This is a genomic window from Lentimicrobium saccharophilum (assembly GCF_001192835.1).
GTDB lineage: Bacteria > Bacteroidota > Bacteroidia > Bacteroidales > Lentimicrobiaceae > Lentimicrobium > Lentimicrobium saccharophilum.
This window is the reverse complement of record NZ_DF968183.1, coordinates 193,430-211,791: the sequence shown is the minus strand read 5'-3', so window position 1 is coordinate 211,791 and position 18,362 is coordinate 193,430. Positions and strand designations below refer to the sequence as shown.

Genomic DNA, 18,362 nt, shown 5'->3' with positions numbered 1-18,362 from the left:
ATATAACTAAAAACTTGACTGAGCCCTTGAACATCAAAAACAGCCAACCGGTTTATTTCAATCGTGAAAGAGGTAATTTTGTAAATTTGGCACAAAATTTTTGCACTTATGAGCGCAGTTACCGGCCGGAAACGAAATAAAACACAAAATATTGAAGATGAAACACTATTCCGCGACAGCCCGCAACGGAGTTTTATCAAGGCATTGACTTACCGTTTGCTCGCTTCCGGGGTAATGTTTTTTGTTTTCTTTATTATTTTCCGCAGCACAACCAAACGTACGCTGAATGAAAGCCTTGGCGACGCTTCCCTGATCAGTATTATCGATTTTACGGTAAAACTGACTATTTATTATTTTCATGAAAGGATATGGTCAGGAATTAACTGGGGCAAATACTGGAGACGAAATTACTGGGCCAGGAGAGCCTGGAAACGGGCCTACCGCAAGGCTCACAAATAATCAGCAGATTCTTCCGGGATTGTCACCAATGCACATCTGACAATCAAATGCTCCTGCACGTTCTGTATTCCGATAATAAAAAAACCAACCCTGCACTCAAGGATGCAGGGTATGGCTATTATCAGACTTATTGAGATAAATGGGTTAACCTTATCGGATAAAGAGCAACTCACGATATTTGGGTAATGGCCAGATTTCATTATCCACCATCAGCTCAAGCTTATCGGCATGGTATCTGATTTCATCAAAGAACACCAGCACCTTTTCTTTATATGCAACAGCTTGCTTCTCAATATCAGTAATACGGTTAACCAGCCTCCGGGCCTCAGTCATTTTAATAACACGGTCGCGGATTATGGAAATATGCTCGCTGATTTCCCTTATTGTATCCAACTGATTCTTTGAGAGGGCAACATAAGTTTTGTTATCCAGCACCTCCTTAAGACCCTTAACATTATCAATCAATTGATTCTGATAACGTATTGAAATCGGAATAATATGATTTATAGCCAGGTCTCCCATTACACGTGATTCGATCTGGATTTTTCTCACATAATTCTCCAGCTTGATTTCATATCGGGCCCTTATTTCGCGCTCCGTCAGAACATTGTGTTCTTCAAATATCCGGATTGCCTCTTTCCGGAGCAGAGATTTCATGGCATGAGGGGTATCAGGAATGTTTGACAGGCCACGTTTGGCAGCCTCCTTAATCCACTCTTCACTGTAGCTGTTACCTTCAAACCTTATCCTTCTCGATTCTGCAATGTAACGGCTGATGACCTGAAGAATTGCTTCCTCCTTCCTGACTTTTTCAGCAATCAATTTATCAACATCATTTCTGAATTTCTTCAGCTGGTCTGCAACAATAAGGTTCAGCACAATCATTGGTTTTGCACAGCTTGACGATGAACCAACGGCCCTGAATTCAAATTTATTACCGGTAAACGCGAAAGGAGAAGTACGGTTGCGATCGGTATTATCCATCAATATCTCTGGGATGCGAGGGATATTGATGTTATTTCCATTGCTTTCACCGGTTTTTGAAAGCGCCTTTTTACCGAGTTTTTCAATCAGGTCAAGTGTCTCGGTAAGTTGTGTACCAATAAAGGCAGAAATAATGGCAGGAGGTGCTTCATGAGCTCCCAGCCTGAGGTCGTTCCCTGCCGAGGCAATATAAGCACGAAGGATATCGGCATTGGTATCAAGTGCTTTCAGGATATTAACAAGGAAAGTTAAAAATCTCAGGTTAGATTTCGGCGTTTTTCCCGGAGAAAGCAGGTTTTCACCAAGGTCAGTGCTCATTGACCAATTGTTGTGTTTTCCAGATCCGTTCACTCCGGCATAAGGTTTTTCGTGCAACAAAACAGTATAACCATGCCGCTTACTGACTTTCTCCAGCAAATGCATAAGCAATTGGTTATGGTCAACCGCTACATTTACCTCTTCGTAAACCGGTGCACATTCAAACTGATTAGGAGCCACCTCGTTGTGCCGGGTTCTGACAGGAATACCCAACCTGTGAGCTTCATATTCGAACTCCCGCATGAAATCAATTACCTTTTCAGGAATAATTCCAAAATAATGATCAGACAGTTGCTGATCCTTTGCACTTGAATGGCCGAAAAGTGTCCTTCCTGTCAGAACCAGGTCAGGCCTGGCATTGTATAGAGCAGTGTCTACTAGGAAATATTCCTGCTCCCAGCCTAATGTCGCATAAACCCTGTTAATGTTTTTATCGAAATAGTTACACACTGCAACAGCTTCCTTATCTAATGCCAGAGAGGCTTTCAACAGCGGAGTTTTATAATCAAGCGCTTCTCCGGTATAGGAAACAAAAATAGTTGGGATACAGAGCGTACGGTCGAGAATGAATGCAGGCGAGGTCGGGTCCCATGCAGTGTAACCTCTTGCTTCAAAGGTATTGCGAATACCACCGCTGGGAAAGCTCGAAGCGTCAGGTTCCTGCTGAATCAACTCATTGGCATTGAACATTTCTATAGCTTTTCCGTCGCCGGAAGGCTGAATAAAGGCGTCGTGCTTTTCTGCAGTTGCTCCGGTAAGCGGATGAAACCAATGTGTAAAGTGTGTCGCCTTTTTGCTCAGTGCCCATGCTTTCATGGCGGATGCGACCTGGTCGGCAACACCACGATCAATTCTTTCTCCGGTTTCAGCAGCGCGCATCACAGAGTGGTAGGCTTCACGCGACATGTAATCACGCATTACCGCCTTACTGAAGGCCAATTCTCCGAAATAATCGGATACTTTATCAGGAAATATATCCATCTGCCTGCGAGACCTTGTCATGGCAAGTTCAAGGGCTTTAAATCTGATGTTGCTCATATGTCAGAATTAGAATAAATATGTCTCAAACAATTCAATTTAAAAAAAGTTCAGTCCGTCTAAAAACCTCCTTTAATTCTCATTTTACTTCAATTTTACACTGCTAAATTAACAAATACTTAGGTTCTAAACAACTTGATTTTTCAAGCGAAACTTGAAGCTGATTTTTTTGCATGCGCCAAAAATGCTCTAATAAAGCCCAAAAGACGACAATATACATCAAAAAATCAACAAGAAAACACCTAAGTGCTTCTTTTCCAATGATATTCAAAATTCTGCGCAAATTGTAGGCCGTGAATACCAATCCTACATCGGCCGAGGCACGTTTGATGCTTTTTTTGGTCATGATGTAATTGAAGCCCCATTGCCTTTTTATTGTGCCATAGGGATGTTCCACAATGGCCTGTCGTCGGCGGTAATAGTTCTGGTTATGTTGGATGCGAATCTTGTTGGCTTCTATGTATTCAACATATTTATTGCGCTGGACGATCTTTCCGTTCTTGATGGATGTAGTGCATAACTCCCTCACCGGACATGTTTTACAGTCAGGTGTTTTGTATTGTTTAAAAGGTGCTGCTTTGCTTTGATACCAGGTGCCATTGGTGTGTAATTCCGATCCCTGTGGACAAACATAATAGTCTCCTGCTGCTTCATAACGAAAATGCTCCACATTGTAGGCTTCATCGGGTGCATTGGCGGCCACAGCAGGAATAGCTACCAACACCTCAACGCCTAGCTCTGCTGCTTTCTCAAATTCACTGCCTGTGTGGTAACCTTTGTCGTAAAGGGCTGTAAATGTATTGTTTCCAACAATGACTTTTGCCCGGCGCAACATATCGCCCATGGCTTTTGAATCATTCTCATTGGTTACTTTGTAATCAATCGGAATGTTGTGCTGATCGTCCACTGTGGTTTGCACATTGTAGGCTACTTCGGTGATGTTGTTGCGGGTAATCATCTGACGGCTCTCAGGGTCTGAGGTTGAAACCTGAACTTCACCGCTTTCTACCAGCTGCTTCTGGATGTTTTCGTAGGATTGCTTGCGTTGCTGCTGTGTTTCAATTTGTTGCTTTAGTTCTTGCTCTTTTTCTTTATCGCCATCATTTTCAGCTAATTGCTTCTCATATTCTCCCAGTTTATTCTCGATATAATCTAAATGGCGCTGGATTTTCTTTTCGTTGAAATTGTTTTTCTTGGAGTTCTGTGCCCTGAGTTTGGTGCTGTCGCCGGCCAGCAGTTTGCCGCCAATCAGGTTGAAGTGCTTTGCCAGGGCAACTGTTGCTCTGAACACTTTTTTAATGGCGTTGGGGTTATCTCTGCGGAAGTTACTGATGGTGTTGTGGTCGGGGTTCAGGCCTTTGAGCAGCCACATCACTTCGATGTTGCGTCTGGTTTCCTTCTCCAGCTCACGTGACGAGCGGATCCTGTTCATATAGCCATACAGAAAGAGCTTGAGCAAGTCCTTGGGGTGATAGGCCGGGCGACCGTTCTCCATGTGATCAACCTTGAATCCAAGTGACTTAATATCAAGGCTTTCCACAAACAGTTCGATCATCCGCACCTCATTGTCGGAACTGATGGCAGCTTCCATACTCATTGGAAAGATATGCAGCTGTTCCCTGTCCTGTCCTTGTTGGTACTTCATTTAAGTTGTGTTGTTTACGCATTAAATGTACAACTTATTATTGGATTATTACGACATTCATTATTGAAAATTTATGCTGTTTTTTTCGGGAGATGATACGGGGTTTTTAGACAGTCTGAGTTCTTGCACCATTCCCTAGTTTATGTTCAATTCAGAGTTCCCGGATTGGCTATTGTGGTTTTCTGAAATAAACAATAAACCGAGGAATGTTATCAATCCGTTAAATATCAATAACTCAAAACCGAATTTATAACCATTGAACCAATGCATAGAATTTACGCTGAGCAAGTAGCTCAAAACCGGTGAAAACAATGCAATTACCGGCACATAGCGGTCAACAACCCTACGTTTTGTAAAAAGACCGAAAGCATATAATCCGAGTAAGGGCCCATATGTATAACCGGCAATCGTAAATAACTTGGTGATTACAGACTGATCGCTGATTGAGCGAAACAGGACGACCAAACCTGTCAGGAAAACCGCAAAACATAAATGAACGGTCATTCTTATATTGACTTTTCCCCTGTCAGACAGTTTTTGATTTTTCCCAAGTCCTAGAATATCGATGCTAAATGATGTTGTCAATGCGGTAAGTGACCCGTCGGCACTTGAATATGCCGCTGCAACCAATCCGATCAGAAAAACCACACCGGCAAAGGCTCCGTGATGCTTTAATGCAATCAGAGGGAACAGGTCATCAGAGCGCTGAGGCAGAGTTATTCCCATTTTTTGAACATACAGGTATAGCAATGCACCAAGGAAAAGAAAAAGCAGATTGACCGGAACTAGGGACCAACTCATCAGATAAATATTCTTCTTTGCATCCTTAAGATTACGGCAAGTGAGGTTTTTCTGCATCATGTCCTGGTCAAGACCTGTCATAACCACTGCAATAAATGCACCGCTGAAAAACTGTTTAAGGTAGAAACGTTTGTCATTAATTTCAGAGAAAAACATCCGGGAAAAATCACTTTTATGGACCTGATTGATCAGCGCACCAAGGCTCATCTCCATATCCCTTGAAATTATCGTAACCGAGACAATAACTGCTGCAAGCATAAAGGTTGTTTGCAGCGTATCTGTCCAGACAACTGTTTTGATTCCTCCTCTGAATGTATATAGCAAAATCAGCCCCATAAACAATGCTACATTCACAGCAAATGGAATTCCCCAATTATCAAATACAAAAATCTGAAGTACGTTAACCACAAGAAAAACCCGGAACGACGAGCCGATGCTGCGCGAAAGAATGAAAAATGAAGCACCGGTTTTATAGGTATATGGCCCGAATCTTTGTTCAAGATAAGTATAGATAGAAGTGAGTTTACGTCCATAATAAACGGGGAGTAAAACCTGGGCAATAAATGCATATCCAAGTAAATAACCCAATACCAGAACCATATATGAAAATCCTGAAGCACCCACTTCCCCTGGTATTGAAATGAAGGTGACCCCACTGAGAGACGCGCCAATCATCCCATAAGCAACAATATACCAGGGAGAATTCCGGTTACCTGTAAAATACGTATCGTTAGTGGAACGACGGCCGGTAATTCCGGCGATTAGAAAAAGCAATGCTGAATAGGAAATAAAAACCGTAAGAATAATTACAGGATTCACTATCAGCTCTTTAACTTAATATTAGAATCTATCGTGTTTGCAAAGGTAAGCAAATCAGGATAAACGAAATCAACAAGTTCCGGGTGCTGTTTTGCTAAAATGCAATCCCCGATCAATACTGTTTTCATTCCGAGCCGGTTTCCAAAAATCATATCGCTTACAGAATCTCCGGCCATAACACTCTTTTTAAACAAGATATCCTTAAACTGTTTTCTGGCCAATAAACCCATACCAACAGAAGGTTTACGAAGGAAAGAGCCTTGGGAATCAAGAGCCGGTGCATAAAAAATTCCGTCAACCCGGCCACCATTCAAGGTTATCTCATTCATCATCTTATTATGTATCAGGTCAAGCTGGCCTGTGGTCATCAGCCCCTTCCCTATTCCCTGTTGATTGGTTACAACAATAATATGTTTAAACACTGATGAAAAGGTACGGAAAGCTTCCAGTACGCCCTCAATAAATATAAACTGCTCAGGGGCTTTAACGTAATCACCCGGCAGTCGTTTATTGATGACACCGTCACGATCGAGAAACAAGGTCCAGGATTTGTCAATTTTCAAATGCATGAAATTCAGTTTGAGCCCGGTGATAATCGGCCGGAATTCCGATATCCAGAAAATAATCACTAAAAATATGGCCGTAAGTGTTGCCTGAATCCAGTTTGCTTTCAAACAAATCCCTTTCCAGGGAGAATTTTCCGGGCAAAGCCTGCGCTTTGAAAAAACGGGAAGAAATCACATATATTCCTCCGTTGATATACCCTGGCTTTGGCATTTCCGATTTCTCGGTAAACTTCAGAATTCGGTTATTCCGGTCGAATTCAACCGAGCCGTATCGGGATGCATCTTCCACCCACCGGAGGGCCATGGTGACATCGGCCAGTTGCTCAATATGCTTTTGAAACAACAAATCCAGGTTAATCCGGAAAAACGTATCTCCGTTTATAACCATAAAATGAGGTGTCTGAACCTTTTGAAATGCCAGCTGCACAGCGCCTCCTGTCCCCAAAGGTTCATCTTCGACCGAATAAAGCAACTCCAGATCTTTATACTTGTTTTTAAAATAGGATTCAATCTTTTCACTCATATAACCGGTTGAAAGAATTACCCGCCTGAAGCCGGCTGCATTGATATGATTGAGCAGATATTGAAGAAAGGGTTTCCCGTTGACGGGCGCCATGGGTTTGGGGGTATCAGGAACCGCTTGATTCAGACGGGTACCCAGTCCGCCGGCAAGAATAACGATATCGGGATATGCCATGAACATCAGTGGCGCGGAAATAATGCAGATTCAACAAGTTCGCAGATAATATGCCCGATGGTAATGTGAGCTTCCTGTATCCGGGGGGTATCAGCCGAAGGTACATTGATAAGGACATCACATTTATCCTTCATTTTTCCACCGCTTTGCCCCGTCATTCCTATTACGGTCATTCCCACATCACCGGCAGCCTGAATGGCCCTGAGGATATTTTCAGAATTTCCTGAAGTGGAAAGGGCCACCAATACATCGCCTTTTTTTGCTTTTGCCCTCACGATACGGGCATAAACTTCATCAAAAGAGTAGTCGTTTCCAACAGCTGTCAGATAGCTGGTATTCACATGCAGGGCTTCCGAATTCAGGGGAGGCCGGTCATAATAAAAGCGGCCTGAAAATTCGGCAGCCAAATGCTGGGCGTCAGCGGCGCTGCCTCCATTTCCGCAGAAAAGAACACTTCTGCTCATACGAAAGGCTTCTATAATAGTGCGAGTGGCTGCTTCAATTGATTTAAGCAAGTTGTCATCCTGCAAAATCGACTCCTTTACATCGATGGAAGAACGGAAAACCTCACGAATTCTGGTCTGCATAGTATTATTTTTTGCAAATATAGGTAAAAGCAGAAACGGGTATGCTTTGAGTTGCTGATCAGATGGTCCATGTGGTAAGGCCTGCGCCGGTGAATTCATAGCGCTTGGCTTCCACGCCAAACTTTTTGAGGGCACTGATTACTTTAGATCTGGTTTCACCCGGGCAGTAAAAGATCATAAAACCTCCACCACCTGCACCGCTGATCTTCCCTCCTGTTGCCCCGTTCTCACGGGCGGTTTCATAGAGCTGATCAATAAAAGGATTGGAAATTTCATCTGCCATCTGCTTTTTAAATTTCCATCCAAAATCCAGGATTTCACCGATTTTGTCAAGATCGCCGCGCAGCAATGCTTCTTTCATCATCACCGACTGCAGTTTCAACTGATGCATTGCATCTATGGAACTTTGGTTATTGTTGACAACGTTTCTCGATTGCGCTTCAATAATTTTGGATGACAGGCGGCTGGTTTGTGTGTAGAACAATACCAGGTTATGGGCCAGTTCATTAAGATACACATCTTTGATGCGAAGAGGGTTGACAATGACCTTATCATTGGCCGAGAATTCCATAAAATTCACTCCGCCAAAGGTTGCGGCATATTGATCCTGTTTACCACCGGCCATTAGCAAATCAACTCTTTCTATATCGTATGCAAGTTTAGCCAGATCATACTCTCCTAAGGGTAATTTCAGCCATTCAGCAAATGCACCGATGATCGCCACAACAAGAGTGGATGAAGTTCCTAATCCTGATCCCGGAGGAGCATCAACGTATGTGGATAAGGAAAAAGAAAGAGGTTTTCCAATAAAATTCTTTATGATCGAGTTGTAAATTCCTCTGTGTAAATCCAAAGTTCCGGAAATCGAGAGACGTTTCCTGGCATCAAACTCATAAGTTTCAGCCTTATCGATCGAATTCAGAATTATCTTCCCATCAGAACGAGGAATTATTGTTGCATACGCATACATACTTATGGTAGCATTTAATATAGCTCCACCATAAATGTCTGAATATGGGGCAACATCTGTACCTCCTCCGGCAAGCCCAAGCCTGAGCGGCGCTTTGCTTCTGATAATCATGAAAATTTGTTAAAGAACAATAACTCGCTTTGTAAAACAACCATCTTCTGTAACTAACCTTAAAATATATAGCCCAGAAGTTCTGTTCTGCAAAGGTAAAGTATATTTGAAGCCAACAGTTGAAAGGGAATATACATCTTCTAGTATACCAAGGTCATTGTATAATTCAACTCTATGAATTTTTCTTGAACCAGATTGCACAAAAATAACATCTGTAGCAGGGTTTGGATAAACCAGGATATCAGTATTCAATTCAATATTCTCAAAGCCTAATGAAGGACTCAAATTGATCGTGTCGCAAATTAAACTCAAGCCGCATTCATTTATTAAAGAAAGACATACAATATGCTTACCACCCTCTGAAAAAAGAAATTCCGGGTTTTCGAGAAAGGAAAAATATCCATTACCAAAATCCCAATAAAAATCATCAACACCAACGCTTTGATTGAAAAATTTAACATGAAGACTATCCTGCACCAAATAAGTAAAAGAAGGTAGAATAGCCTGACACACAATAACTGAATCGCAAATTAATACCGTATCGCAACTGTTAGCTACCTCGAGGCAGACATAATATGTCCCTTCATCAGCAAATGTATACTCAGGATTTTGCAAATATGATCCGTAACCGTTACCAAAATTCCAATTCCAGGAATTTACCGAATGATCATTATATTGAAAACTACAATGAAGGTCTTCTACCTCAAAATGAAATCTGTCGATCGGCTTTATACAGGTGTCGTAACTAATAACCAAGCATGGCCTTATATTTTCATCAGGATGATCACCCGAAGCTAGAATCAGGCTCCTGTATAAGTTCTCAGCAAGAAGGCTAAGTCTTAATCCGTAACTATTCTGTGCATCCTCATACATATCATCTATTAAATCAGTTACATTAATTCCTATAAGATTTTGATTTTCATATAAAGTAGGACTAGTTATAACTGATGAAACAGTTGTAACTTCTGGCTGGTTAAACCAATCAATTGAATTTTCATCCCAGGGCTGAATGATTCTTTCGATTACGCAGGAATTATCTCCATAATGTCCAACATGGGTCGCAGAATAATCATAGTAAAGGTCTAATCTGGCACTAAAATTAGTAATTGAATCCGGCAATGATGGTAAGCTAAAATCAATGAAGCTCCTGCCTATACCAAATTCACCGTAATATGACCAGGCTGAAGCAATTAAGCTCTGATGATTTGAGTATCCATAAACATATAATGAATTCACATATGCATCCTTATTGTCTTCAATACCTGGCCTGATCCTGATTTCCACCTGTGCGTATATCATTTCTTGAGATAAAATAATCAGAGAGATGAGAAGCATCCTGGTAAAATATTTTGTTTTCATAATAAATAAATATTAAAATACTAAAAAAATATATTGAGTAGCAACAATAAAACCCGTAAATATGATGCTATCTTTTTTCAAAAGTAAGAAATAAATATTACAAGTTAAAAAGCGATCTAATATTGTTTAAAAAATAATTCCATGAATATTTATTTTTTTCAATTCTTATATTTCGCAAAAATAAATCACCAAGATCATTTTTGTAGAATCTGACTATTGCATCCGCAACCTCTTCCGGTAAAGGATTTACAACAAAACCAACTTTGCCATTAGGCACAAACTCCTCGAGCCCACCCACATTTGTGATGACCATAGGTTTATCAAAATGATAGGCAATCTGGGTAACTCCGCTTTGTGTTGCACTCTTATATGGTTGGACAACGAGGTCACATACAGAAAAATATTTAAAAACCTCACTATCAGGGATAAAATCATTTGAAAGTATAATACTATTCTCCACATCATACTCCTGAATTAAATCCAAATATGTCTGTGGTTCGCTGTAAAACTCGCCAGCTACAAGCAACTTAATTCTCAAATTTGCAATTTCCGGATTCGACATTGCTTTGATAAGAATGTCCAAGCCCTTATAATCCCTTATAAATCCAAAAAACAGAATATAATGGTACGAAGGATCTAAATTCAAAAGCTTAACGGCCTCTTCTGTGGAAACTGATTTCCCGAAATTATCATAAATAGGGTGAGGAGTGAATATTCTGGGTTTATAAGTATCAAAAAGTGAAATATCGTTCAGTACTTTCCTTGACATGGCAACAAAACCATCTATACTTCCAGTGAAATATTTTGCAAGCAATCTATCCCCTGGTCTTTTTTCATGAGGGATAATGTTGTCAATGATTGTTACAACTTTCGTAATTCCGTTTTTTCTGACAATTCTGGCTATTGTACCTAAGCATGGTGCCATAAAAGGAATCCAAAACTTAATGACAACGAGATTTGGTTTAAGGTGTTTTAATTCTCTTCCAACCCGGATCCAATTAATCGGATTAATTGAATTAACGGCAACTTTAATATTCAGATTCCCCTTATAAGACTCCGAACTGAGTTGAGTTTTCCCGGGAAACAGAAAAGACGGATATTGCAATGAAAAAGTATAGAGTATAACATCCCAACCCTCTGCGAGAAACTCTTCACCCAAGCGTTCATTAAAATTTGAAAGCCCTCCTCTCAACGGATAAGCCGAACCAATAATCACTACTTTTTTTCGGGCTTGCTCCATCGGGGTATAATCAATTTAAAAGAATTAAAATTCTTCTTCCACCAGGTAATGATTTCTGTCACTTGAGCTGCGGCTAATGAGTTCTCCAAGGAAGCCCGCAACAAAAAGTTGCGTACCCAGCACCATGGCAAGCAGACCCAAATAGAATAGCGGCCGTTCTGTCATTTTATATCCGGCAAGAAACAGTTTGGCATAAGCCAGATATCCTGCAATAATAAAACCGGTAAAAAACAACAGACTTCCCAAAGCGCCGAACAGATGCATAGGCTTTTTACCAAAACGGGAAACAAACATTATGGAAATCAGGTCAAGAAAGCCATTAATAAAACGTTCCCAGCCGAATTTCGTCACACCATATTTACGCTTCTGATGCGATACAACCTTTTCTCCGATTCTCCGGAACCCGGCCCACTTTGCAATTACAGGAATATAACGGTGCATTTCACCGTAAACCTCAATTGACTTGACGACCTCCTTCCGGTAGGCTTTCAGACCGCAATTCATATCATGAAGCTTTACGCCAGACATCCTGCGCGCAGCAGCATTGTATATCTTCGAAGGAATATTCTTGGTAATTTTCGAATCGTACCGCTTTTTCTTCCATCCGGATACCAGATCAAAGCCTTCTGCGGTGATCATCCTGTACAACCCGGGAATTTCATCAGGACTGTCCTGCAAGTCAGCATCCATGGTAATGACCACATTACCCACGGCGACTTCAAAACCTTTATTAAGGGCAGCTGACTTTCCGTAATTCCGCCTGAAACGAATACCGCGAATCCTTTCATTGGAGGCCTTCAACTGCTTAACCACATTCCATGAATTATCATTGCTGCCATCATCAACCAATATAATTTCATAGGAATAATTATTCTCCAACATCACCCGCTCTATCCAGGCAATCAATTCCGGAAGTGACTCCTCTTCGTTATAAAGCGGTACTAAAACTGACAAATCCATCTTGTCTGAAGTTTATTAAGATTCGCGAAACGCACCTTCAAAACTATTATCCTCTTTCTTGATAAAAATGGAGGTGATCAAGGAAAATACAGTTCCATAAAGTACCATGGAAAGCAGTGAAGTGATGCTCAGAAAAACCGGAGACATCATTTTTTCGGTAAAGGGCATAGCCAAATCAATCTCTTCATCTGACATTCCCCGATTTATCATTTCCTGTTCCGAAGCCTCCAATAATTTATCCAGCGCTCCGGGATCAAAATAAGTGAAAAAAACATAGCTGTATATAGCCATTACTATTCCTACAACTAAGCTGATCAGCACACCAATGGACAGACACCGTCCGTATGACAGAAATCCGCTGTTGATTTTGTCCCGGTAAGCAATGGTCGCTATTACAATGCCTATAATCAGGATGACAAAAGACAGGTAATTGACCCACCCGGTTCGGCTTACATCAACACTGTAAAGCAGCAGCGAAAACAAAACAAAAGCTGCGGCGGTATATAGTCCATAGCGCAAGGCATGGTTCACCAGTGAAATTTTCGCTTTGGCAATGGGCTCATCGGCCTGGTTTTCAACAAAGTTTTCCATGATTAATGGTATTAGTGTTTCCTGCAAATGTAGTAAATCTGTGTTGCAGGGAAAAATAGAGCATCATTTTTATATAAAAACGATAAAATTCGTATCTTTGCAGCGGGTAAGTCTTATACGACCAGCTCCCATTGAACTCCCCCAGGTCAGGAATGAAGCAAGGGTAAATGGTTGTAGCGGTGCGATGTAAGTAGCTTACCCTTTTTTTATGCCCTTTTGGTTAAAAAGCGTATTTTTGTATAAAAGCTCGTGCCATGTTGCTTAAAATATACCCTGAAAACCCCAGCCCGCGTCAGATCAGAACAGTGGCTGAATGCCTTATGGACGGAGGGATTATCATTTATCCCACTGATACCGTCTACGGGCTTGGTTGCGACATTTTCAAATCCAGGGCGGTGGAGCGCATTGCACAAATCAAAGGAATCAGAGCCGATAAAGCCAACTTTTCTTTTATCTGTAATGACCTGAGCCAACTGGCCGACTACAGTCGCCCGATCAGCAACGAGATTTTCAAAATGATGCGTAAAAATCTCCCCGGCCCTTTCACGTTTATCCTTAATGCAAGCAATAATGTGCCAAAACTGATCCAAAGCAAAAAGAAAACAGTAGGTATCCGTATCCCAGACAATAATATTCCACTGGAAATCGTGAAAGAACTCGGACACCCCATAATGTCAACTTCTATTCATGATGATGATGAAATCATAGAATATACCACCGATCCTGAATTAATCTATGAGAAGTACAATCAGATGGTTGACATAGTGATCGATGGTGGTTATGGCGACAATGAAGCCTCCACGGTCATTGACTGTACCGGTGAGGAACCGCTGATAGTGCGAGAAGGCAAAGGAATACTGAAATGAAAAATTTATCCCCGGCAAATATTTTCCATCACGGCAATGCCGTTCCGGATGACAAAGAGTTGTTTGAAATCCTTGCCAGCGGTGATGTCGTGATTGAACGCATTGTTTCGAGGGGTCAGATTACACCCGAAGCGGAATGGTATAACCAGGAAAAAGATGAGTGGGTTATACTGCTCACCGGCGAAGCCCGTATCCTGTTTGAGAACAGTGGTGAAATCGCATTAAAACCCGGCGATTACCTGCTGATTCCCGCCCACGAAAGGCACAGGGTAACATACACCAGCAAGTCTCCTGAATGCATCTGGCTGGCCATACATGGCCAAATTCACGATAAAATCTAAAAATTATTTTACACAATTTCAGGCCATTACAATTGCCACTGAAAAAACCGGAAAAAATTATTTGCATCTAAAGATAAAAGCAGTACTTTTGCAGTCCCTTAACGATTCCGTAGCTCAGCAGGTAGAGCACATCCCTTTTAAGGATGGGGTCCTGGGTTCGAGCCCCAGCGGGATCACAAAACAGCCCGGCTTTCGCCGGGTTTTTTGTTTTAGGCTCTTCTTACCTCGTTACCAGCTGCACTTTCTGATTTATCTTTGCAGAACCCGCTTTTTTCAAAAACCATTTTCCGGACATGAAAACCATCGGTACTAATACCAACCTGGCAGAAGCTATTCTACAAAACCACAACCTGCTGAGGGTTATCGGAAGATTTGATATTCAACCCGGTTTTGGGGATGTCACCGTTGGTGAGATCTGCCACAAGAAAGACATTGACCCGGTATTCATGGTTGTAATCCTCAATTCATTTCTTGATGAAAGCTATTTCCCGGCGCATGATCTTACCAGGTTTTCATTGAAGCAACTGGTCAGATACCTTCAGAAAACCCATGACTATTACCTGAACCATCAGATCCCATATATTCAGGAGTTAATCGACCGGTTGTGCTCCGGCCAGCAACCCGAAAACGCCGGACTCAAAGTGGTAAACAAGTTTTTTGCCGCCTACTGCAGGGAATTGAACGACCACATCATGCGTGAGGAGAAGGTCACCTTCCCCTATGTACTTGGTATCGAAAACCGCTTCAACCATCCTGAAGAATCCGAAACAGGGATTCCTGACTATACCATTCACCATTATGAAACCGAGCATGACAATGTTGAAGAGAAACTGAATGACCTCAAAAACATCATGATAAAATACCTTCCGCAGCCTTTCGACTTTGACCTGGTCAACCGGATTATAGCGGAACTATACTGGCTGGAGAAAGACCTGAATGAACATGCCCGTATCGAGGACAAGATCATGATTCCAAAAGTAAGGATGATGGAAGCGGCATTAAAACTGCACCGCCACTAACTCAGGCACCATGAAACGAAAAGGGATTCTGATCCTATCGCAATCGCACATAATCAGGCTTGGTCTGAGACAATGCCTTACCGATCTTAATCTGCCCGTAAAGATATTCCTTGCTGCCGATCTGACAACCGCAACCGACCTCTCTGAGAACAATGATATTCAGTTGATTATTGCAGGAGAAGAATTCAGCGACGATGCTGGTTTTCATCAGCTGGTAACATCAGGTAAACCTGAGGGGATTTTCCTTTTTTCGGAGAACCACCTGCCGGGGAATGAGCAGAATCTTTCACTTTTCATGACTCCTGTTGAACTTGCAGCAAAGATTAAGATGATGCTGCAAACCGGAAAAGAAAACGAAAACATGTCATCTCCGGAAAAAGAGCTCAGCAAACGCGAAAAAGAAGTAGTAAGGCTGCTGGCTCTCGGCGCAAGCAACAAGGATATCGCTGAAAAACTGAACCTGAGCCTGCATACTGCGCTGACGCACAGGAAGAACATCATCAGAAAACTGGGAATCAAAACTGCTGCGGGACTCACTGTATTTGCCATCCTGAACGGCATGATTACACTGGAGGAAGCAAATCTGTGATTTTTAAGCATGCGGCTTTTGCAGCCTGACTTCTATTTGGTACATTTGCTACTTTCAAATAAACAAGCTGGAAAATTCTTTACTCTATGAAAATCACTATAGTTGGAACAGGTTATGTCGGTCTTGTTACCGGAACCTGCTTCTCTGAAGTAGGCATCAATGTTGTGTGTGTAGACATTGATCAGAAAAAAATCGACAATCTGAAAAAAGGCATCTCCCCGATTTACGAACCCGGGCTCGATGAAATGATTGCCAGGAATACCGAGAAAGGCAGGTTACATTTCTCAACCGACCTGCCCAGTTGTGTGAATGATTCTGACGTAATCTTTATCGCTGTGGGAACCCCGCCGGATGAAGATGGCAGTGCAGATCTGAAATATGTGCTGGATGTTGCCAGGACCATTGGCCAGCATATGAATCAACATATCACAGTGGTAACGAAAAGTACCGTACCCGTTGGCACTGCAGCAAAAGTACGGGCAGCAGTTCAGGAAGAGCTTGACAGGCGTGAACTTGGCATCTTTTTCGATGTCGCTTCCAATCCCGAATTTCTCAAAGAAGGCGACGCCATCAATGATTTTATGAAACCCGACCGGATTGTTGTAGGGGTTGAATCTGAAAAAGCGCAGGAAATCATGGCCCGGCTGTATAAACCGTTTACACTTAACGGGCACCCGGTTATTTTTATGGATGTCCCTTCTGCCGAAATGACAAAATATGCGGCAAATGCCATGCTTGCAACCAAGATCAGCTTTATGAATGACATCGCTAACCTTTGCGAAATCATGGGTGCCGATGTAAATATGGTCCGCAAAGGTATTGGTAGTGATACAAGGATCGGCAACAAATTTATATACCCTGGCATTGGCTATGGAGGTTCCTGCTTTCCAAAAGACGTAAAAGCACTGATAAAGACCGCTGACACGGTTGGATACTCCATGCGGATACTGAAAGCGGTGGAAGCCGTGAACGATGATCAGAAGTCATTGTTATTCAACAAATTCATGAGCTTTTTCACAGGTGATGTCAGGGGTAAAACCGTTGCAATCTGGGGTCTGTCATTCAAGCCACAAACTGACGATATGCGTGAAGCCCCCTCGCTGGTAATAATCGACCACCTGCTGAAACAAGGGTGCAGGGTAAAAGCATACGATCCGGTGGCTATGCATGAGTCTAAAAGAAGGATCGGTGAAGTAATCGAATACTGCAAAGACCCTTATGAAGCAACAATAGACTCGGATGCTTTGTTCCTGCTGACAGAATGGACCGAATTCAGATACCCGAACTGGGTAGTGATCAGGAAATTGATGAAAAACCCGGTGATCTTTGACGGACGCAATATTTATGATGCGGTTGAATTGAAGTCACTCGACTTTTCATACTTCTGCGTTGGAGTTAATACAGAAAAGCCGTAATTCCGCTTTAAAGATTCTTAGTCAGGCAAAAAAATCCATCAGATGAGAAAGAAAATCCTGGTAACAGGCGGCGCCGGATTCCTGGGGTCACATTTGTGCGAAAGGTTGCTGAACGAAGGCAACGAAGTAGTTTGTCTCGACAACTATTTTACCGGACAAAAGTCAAATGTTGTCCATTTGCTTAACAATCCATATTTCGAGTTGATAAGGCATGATGTTACCATGCCCTTTTACATTGAAGTGGATGAAATATACAATCTGGCCTGTCCTGCTTCACCCATTCATTACCAGTTCAACCCCATCAAAACAGTCAAAACCTCCGTGATGGGCGCCATCAATATGCTGGGGCTGGCTAAGCGCATTAAGGCCAAAATTCTGCAGGCCTCAACCAGCGAAGTTTATGGGGATCCGCAGATACATCCTCAAACCGAAAGTTACTGGGGACATGTTAATCCCATCGGTGAGCGTGCCTGTTACGACGAAGGAAAAAGGGCCGCAGAGACCCTTTTCGTGAACTATCACAAGCAAAACAATGTCAGGATTAAAATCATGCGGATTTTCAACACTTACGGTCCCCGCATGCACCCCAACGACGGCAGGGTAGTTTCCAATTTCATAGTTCAGGCGCTTAAAGGAGAAGAAATAACCCTTTACGGAGATGGACAACAGTCCCGAAGTTTCTGCTACTATTCAGATCTTATTGACGGCATGATCCGGCTGATGAACACCGGCGATGAATTTACCGGGCCGGTGAATGTCGGGAATCCTAATGAATTTACCATACGGGAGCTGGCAGAGAAAGTAATACATCTCACCGGGTCAAAATCAAAAATTATCACCCGGCCTCTGCCCAGCGACGATCCGCTCCAGCGACAGCCCGACATCACCCTTGCCCGCCAAAAACTGAACTGGGAGCCAAAAATTCAGCTTGACGAAGGGTTAAAGCATACGATAGAATATTTCAAAACCATTATCAAATAAGAATTA

At 42.2% G+C, this 18,362-nt stretch carries 18 protein-coding genes, 1 tRNA gene and 1 other RNA gene; 9 read left to right on the top strand and 11 right to left on the bottom strand.

Translation table 11 applies throughout. The features are described 5' to 3' along the window. The first annotated feature begins 108 nt into the window (after positions 1-108). Positions 109-459: a DUF2061 domain-containing protein gene (locus tag TBC1_RS12740; RefSeq protein WP_062043533.1), complete on the top strand. Its 351-nt coding sequence runs from the start codon at positions 109-111 to the stop codon at positions 457-459. 150 nt (positions 460-609) lie between these two features. On the opposite strand, the gene TBC1_RS12735 is transcribed toward TBC1_RS12740, so the two are convergent. From TBC1_RS12735 to TBC1_RS12685, 11 genes are all read right to left on the bottom strand, one after another. Then, on the bottom strand, positions 610-2,799 hold the full coding sequence (locus TBC1_RS12735) for a glutamine synthetase III family protein (protein ID WP_062043530.1): 2,190 nt from the start codon (positions 2,797-2,799) through the stop codon (positions 610-612). 103 nt (positions 2,800-2,902) lie between these two features. Next, the gene (locus tag TBC1_RS12730; protein ID WP_062040331.1) at positions 2,903-4,444 is read right to left on the bottom strand and encodes an IS1182 family transposase; all 1,542 of its coding nucleotides are present in this window, start codon (positions 4,442-4,444) and stop codon (positions 2,903-2,905) included. 135 nt (positions 4,445-4,579) lie between these two features. Then, positions 4,580-6,064 carry a sodium:solute symporter gene (locus TBC1_RS12725; protein WP_062043527.1) on the bottom strand — a complete coding sequence of 495 codons (1,485 nt, stop codon included), beginning with the start codon at positions 6,062-6,064 and terminating at the stop codon, positions 4,580-4,582. 2 nt (positions 6,065-6,066) lie between these two features. Next, positions 6,067-6,633, bottom strand: a complete 567-nt coding sequence (locus TBC1_RS12720) for a D-glycero-alpha-D-manno-heptose-1,7-bisphosphate 7-phosphatase (protein WP_062043524.1) — start codon at positions 6,631-6,633, stop codon at positions 6,067-6,069. Continuing rightward, on the bottom strand, positions 6,617-7,327 hold the full coding sequence (locus TBC1_RS12715; protein WP_172668898.1) for a nucleotidyltransferase family protein: 711 nt from the start codon (positions 7,325-7,327) through the stop codon (positions 6,617-6,619). Before TBC1_RS12715 ends, TBC1_RS12720 begins: the two co-directional genes overlap by 17 nt. Before the next feature lie 5 nt (positions 7,328-7,332). After that, on the bottom strand, positions 7,333-7,914 hold the full coding sequence (locus tag TBC1_RS12710) for a D-sedoheptulose-7-phosphate isomerase (protein WP_062043518.1): 582 nt from the start codon (positions 7,912-7,914) through the stop codon (positions 7,333-7,335). Positions 7,915-7,972: 58 nt separating this feature from the next. Further along, entirely contained in the window at positions 7,973-8,995 is a 1,023-nt protein-coding gene (locus tag TBC1_RS12705; RefSeq protein WP_062043515.1) for a GHMP family kinase ATP-binding protein, read from the bottom strand. A gap of 9 nt (positions 8,996-9,004) precedes the next feature. After that, entirely contained in the window at positions 9,005-10,354 is a 1,350-nt protein-coding gene (locus tag TBC1_RS12700) for a DNRLRE domain-containing protein (RefSeq protein WP_082189624.1), read from the bottom strand. 97 nt (positions 10,355-10,451) lie between these two features. Continuing rightward, positions 10,452-11,594: a glycosyltransferase gene (locus TBC1_RS12695; RefSeq protein WP_062043510.1), complete on the bottom strand. Its 1,143-nt coding sequence runs from the start codon at positions 11,592-11,594 to the stop codon at positions 10,452-10,454. 24 nt (positions 11,595-11,618) lie between these two features. Further along, complete coding sequence (locus TBC1_RS12690) at positions 11,619-12,554, bottom strand: glycosyltransferase family 2 protein (protein WP_062043507.1); 936 nt, start codon at positions 12,552-12,554, stop codon at positions 11,619-11,621. Between the two features lie 15 nt (positions 12,555-12,569). Continuing rightward, complete coding sequence (locus TBC1_RS12685; RefSeq protein WP_062043505.1) at positions 12,570-13,145, bottom strand: DUF4199 domain-containing protein; 576 nt, start codon at positions 13,143-13,145, stop codon at positions 12,570-12,572. 104 nt (positions 13,146-13,249) lie between these two features. On the opposite strand from TBC1_RS12685, the gene ffs reads away from it, so the two are divergent. The 8 genes from ffs (at position 13,250) to TBC1_RS12645 (ending at position 18,356) form a co-directional block, all read left to right on the top strand. Next, positions 13,250-13,349, top strand: an RNA gene (ffs, locus tag TBC1_RS12680) — signal recognition particle sRNA small type. Positions 13,350-13,399: 50 nt separating this feature from the next. Next, positions 13,400-14,011, top strand: coding sequence for an L-threonylcarbamoyladenylate synthase (locus TBC1_RS12675; protein WP_062043502.1), 612 nt, complete (start codon positions 13,400-13,402; stop codon positions 14,009-14,011). Then, complete coding sequence (locus TBC1_RS12670) at positions 14,008-14,352, top strand: cupin domain-containing protein (RefSeq protein WP_062043499.1); 345 nt, start codon at positions 14,008-14,010, stop codon at positions 14,350-14,352. Before TBC1_RS12675 ends, TBC1_RS12670 begins: the two co-directional genes overlap by 4 nt. 103 nt (positions 14,353-14,455) lie before the next feature. Beyond that, a tRNA-Lys gene (locus tag TBC1_RS12665) sits at positions 14,456-14,528 on the top strand. Positions 14,529-14,645: 117 nt separating this feature from the next. Beyond that, entirely contained in the window at positions 14,646-15,371 is a 726-nt protein-coding gene (locus TBC1_RS12660; protein WP_062043495.1) for a hemerythrin domain-containing protein, read from the top strand. 10 nt (positions 15,372-15,381) lie between these two features. After that, positions 15,382-15,960, top strand: coding sequence for a response regulator transcription factor (locus tag TBC1_RS12655; RefSeq protein WP_062043492.1), 579 nt, complete (start codon positions 15,382-15,384; stop codon positions 15,958-15,960). Between the two features lie 86 nt (positions 15,961-16,046). After that, entirely contained in the window at positions 16,047-17,375 is a 1,329-nt protein-coding gene (locus tag TBC1_RS12650; RefSeq protein WP_062043489.1) for a UDP-glucose dehydrogenase family protein, read from the top strand. A gap of 42 nt (positions 17,376-17,417) precedes the next feature. Next, positions 17,418-18,356: a UDP-glucuronic acid decarboxylase family protein gene (locus tag TBC1_RS12645; protein ID WP_062043486.1), complete on the top strand. Its 939-nt coding sequence runs from the start codon at positions 17,418-17,420 to the stop codon at positions 18,354-18,356. Positions 18,357-18,362 lie beyond the last annotated feature (6 nt).

Excerpts from the sequence above, each read along its gene's own strand:
- TBC1_RS12740 (WP_062043533.1), top strand. The coding sequence starts at position 109 with ATGAGCGCAGTTACCGGCCGGAAACGAAATAAAACACAAAATATTGAA.
- TBC1_RS12735 (WP_062043530.1), bottom strand. The coding sequence starts at position 2,799 with ATGAGCAACATCAGATTTAAAGCCCTTGAACTTGCCATGACAAGGTCT.
- TBC1_RS12730 (WP_062040331.1), bottom strand. The coding sequence starts at position 4,444 with ATGAAGTACCAACAAGGACAGGACAGGGAACAGCTGCATATCTTTCCA.
- TBC1_RS12720 (WP_062043524.1), bottom strand. The coding sequence starts at position 6,633 with ATGCATTTGAAAATTGACAAATCCTGGACCTTGTTTCTCGATCGTGAC.
- TBC1_RS12715 (WP_172668898.1), bottom strand. The coding sequence starts at position 7,327 with ATGGCATATCCCGATATCGTTATTCTTGCCGGCGGACTGGGTACCCGT.
- TBC1_RS12710 (WP_062043518.1), bottom strand. The coding sequence starts at position 7,914 with ATGCAGACCAGAATTCGTGAGGTTTTCCGTTCTTCCATCGATGTAAAG.
- TBC1_RS12705 (WP_062043515.1), bottom strand. The coding sequence starts at position 8,995 with ATGATTATCAGAAGCAAAGCGCCGCTCAGGCTTGGGCTTGCCGGAGGA.
- TBC1_RS12700 (WP_082189624.1), bottom strand. The coding sequence starts at position 10,354 with ATGAAAACAAAATATTTTACCAGGATGCTTCTCATCTCTCTGATTATT.
- TBC1_RS12695 (WP_062043510.1), bottom strand. The coding sequence starts at position 11,594 with ATGGAGCAAGCCCGAAAAAAAGTAGTGATTATTGGTTCGGCTTATCCG.
- TBC1_RS12690 (WP_062043507.1), bottom strand. The coding sequence starts at position 12,554 with ATGGATTTGTCAGTTTTAGTACCGCTTTATAACGAAGAGGAGTCACTT.
- TBC1_RS12685 (WP_062043505.1), bottom strand. The coding sequence starts at position 13,145 with ATGGAAAACTTTGTTGAAAACCAGGCCGATGAGCCCATTGCCAAAGCG.
- TBC1_RS12675 (WP_062043502.1), top strand. The coding sequence starts at position 13,400 with ATGTTGCTTAAAATATACCCTGAAAACCCCAGCCCGCGTCAGATCAGA.
- TBC1_RS12670 (WP_062043499.1), top strand. The coding sequence starts at position 14,008 with ATGAAAAATTTATCCCCGGCAAATATTTTCCATCACGGCAATGCCGTT.
- TBC1_RS12660 (WP_062043495.1), top strand. The coding sequence starts at position 14,646 with ATGAAAACCATCGGTACTAATACCAACCTGGCAGAAGCTATTCTACAA.
- TBC1_RS12655 (WP_062043492.1), top strand. The coding sequence starts at position 15,382 with ATGAAACGAAAAGGGATTCTGATCCTATCGCAATCGCACATAATCAGG.
- TBC1_RS12650 (WP_062043489.1), top strand. The coding sequence starts at position 16,047 with ATGAAAATCACTATAGTTGGAACAGGTTATGTCGGTCTTGTTACCGGA.
- TBC1_RS12645 (WP_062043486.1), top strand. The coding sequence starts at position 17,418 with ATGAGAAAGAAAATCCTGGTAACAGGCGGCGCCGGATTCCTGGGGTCA.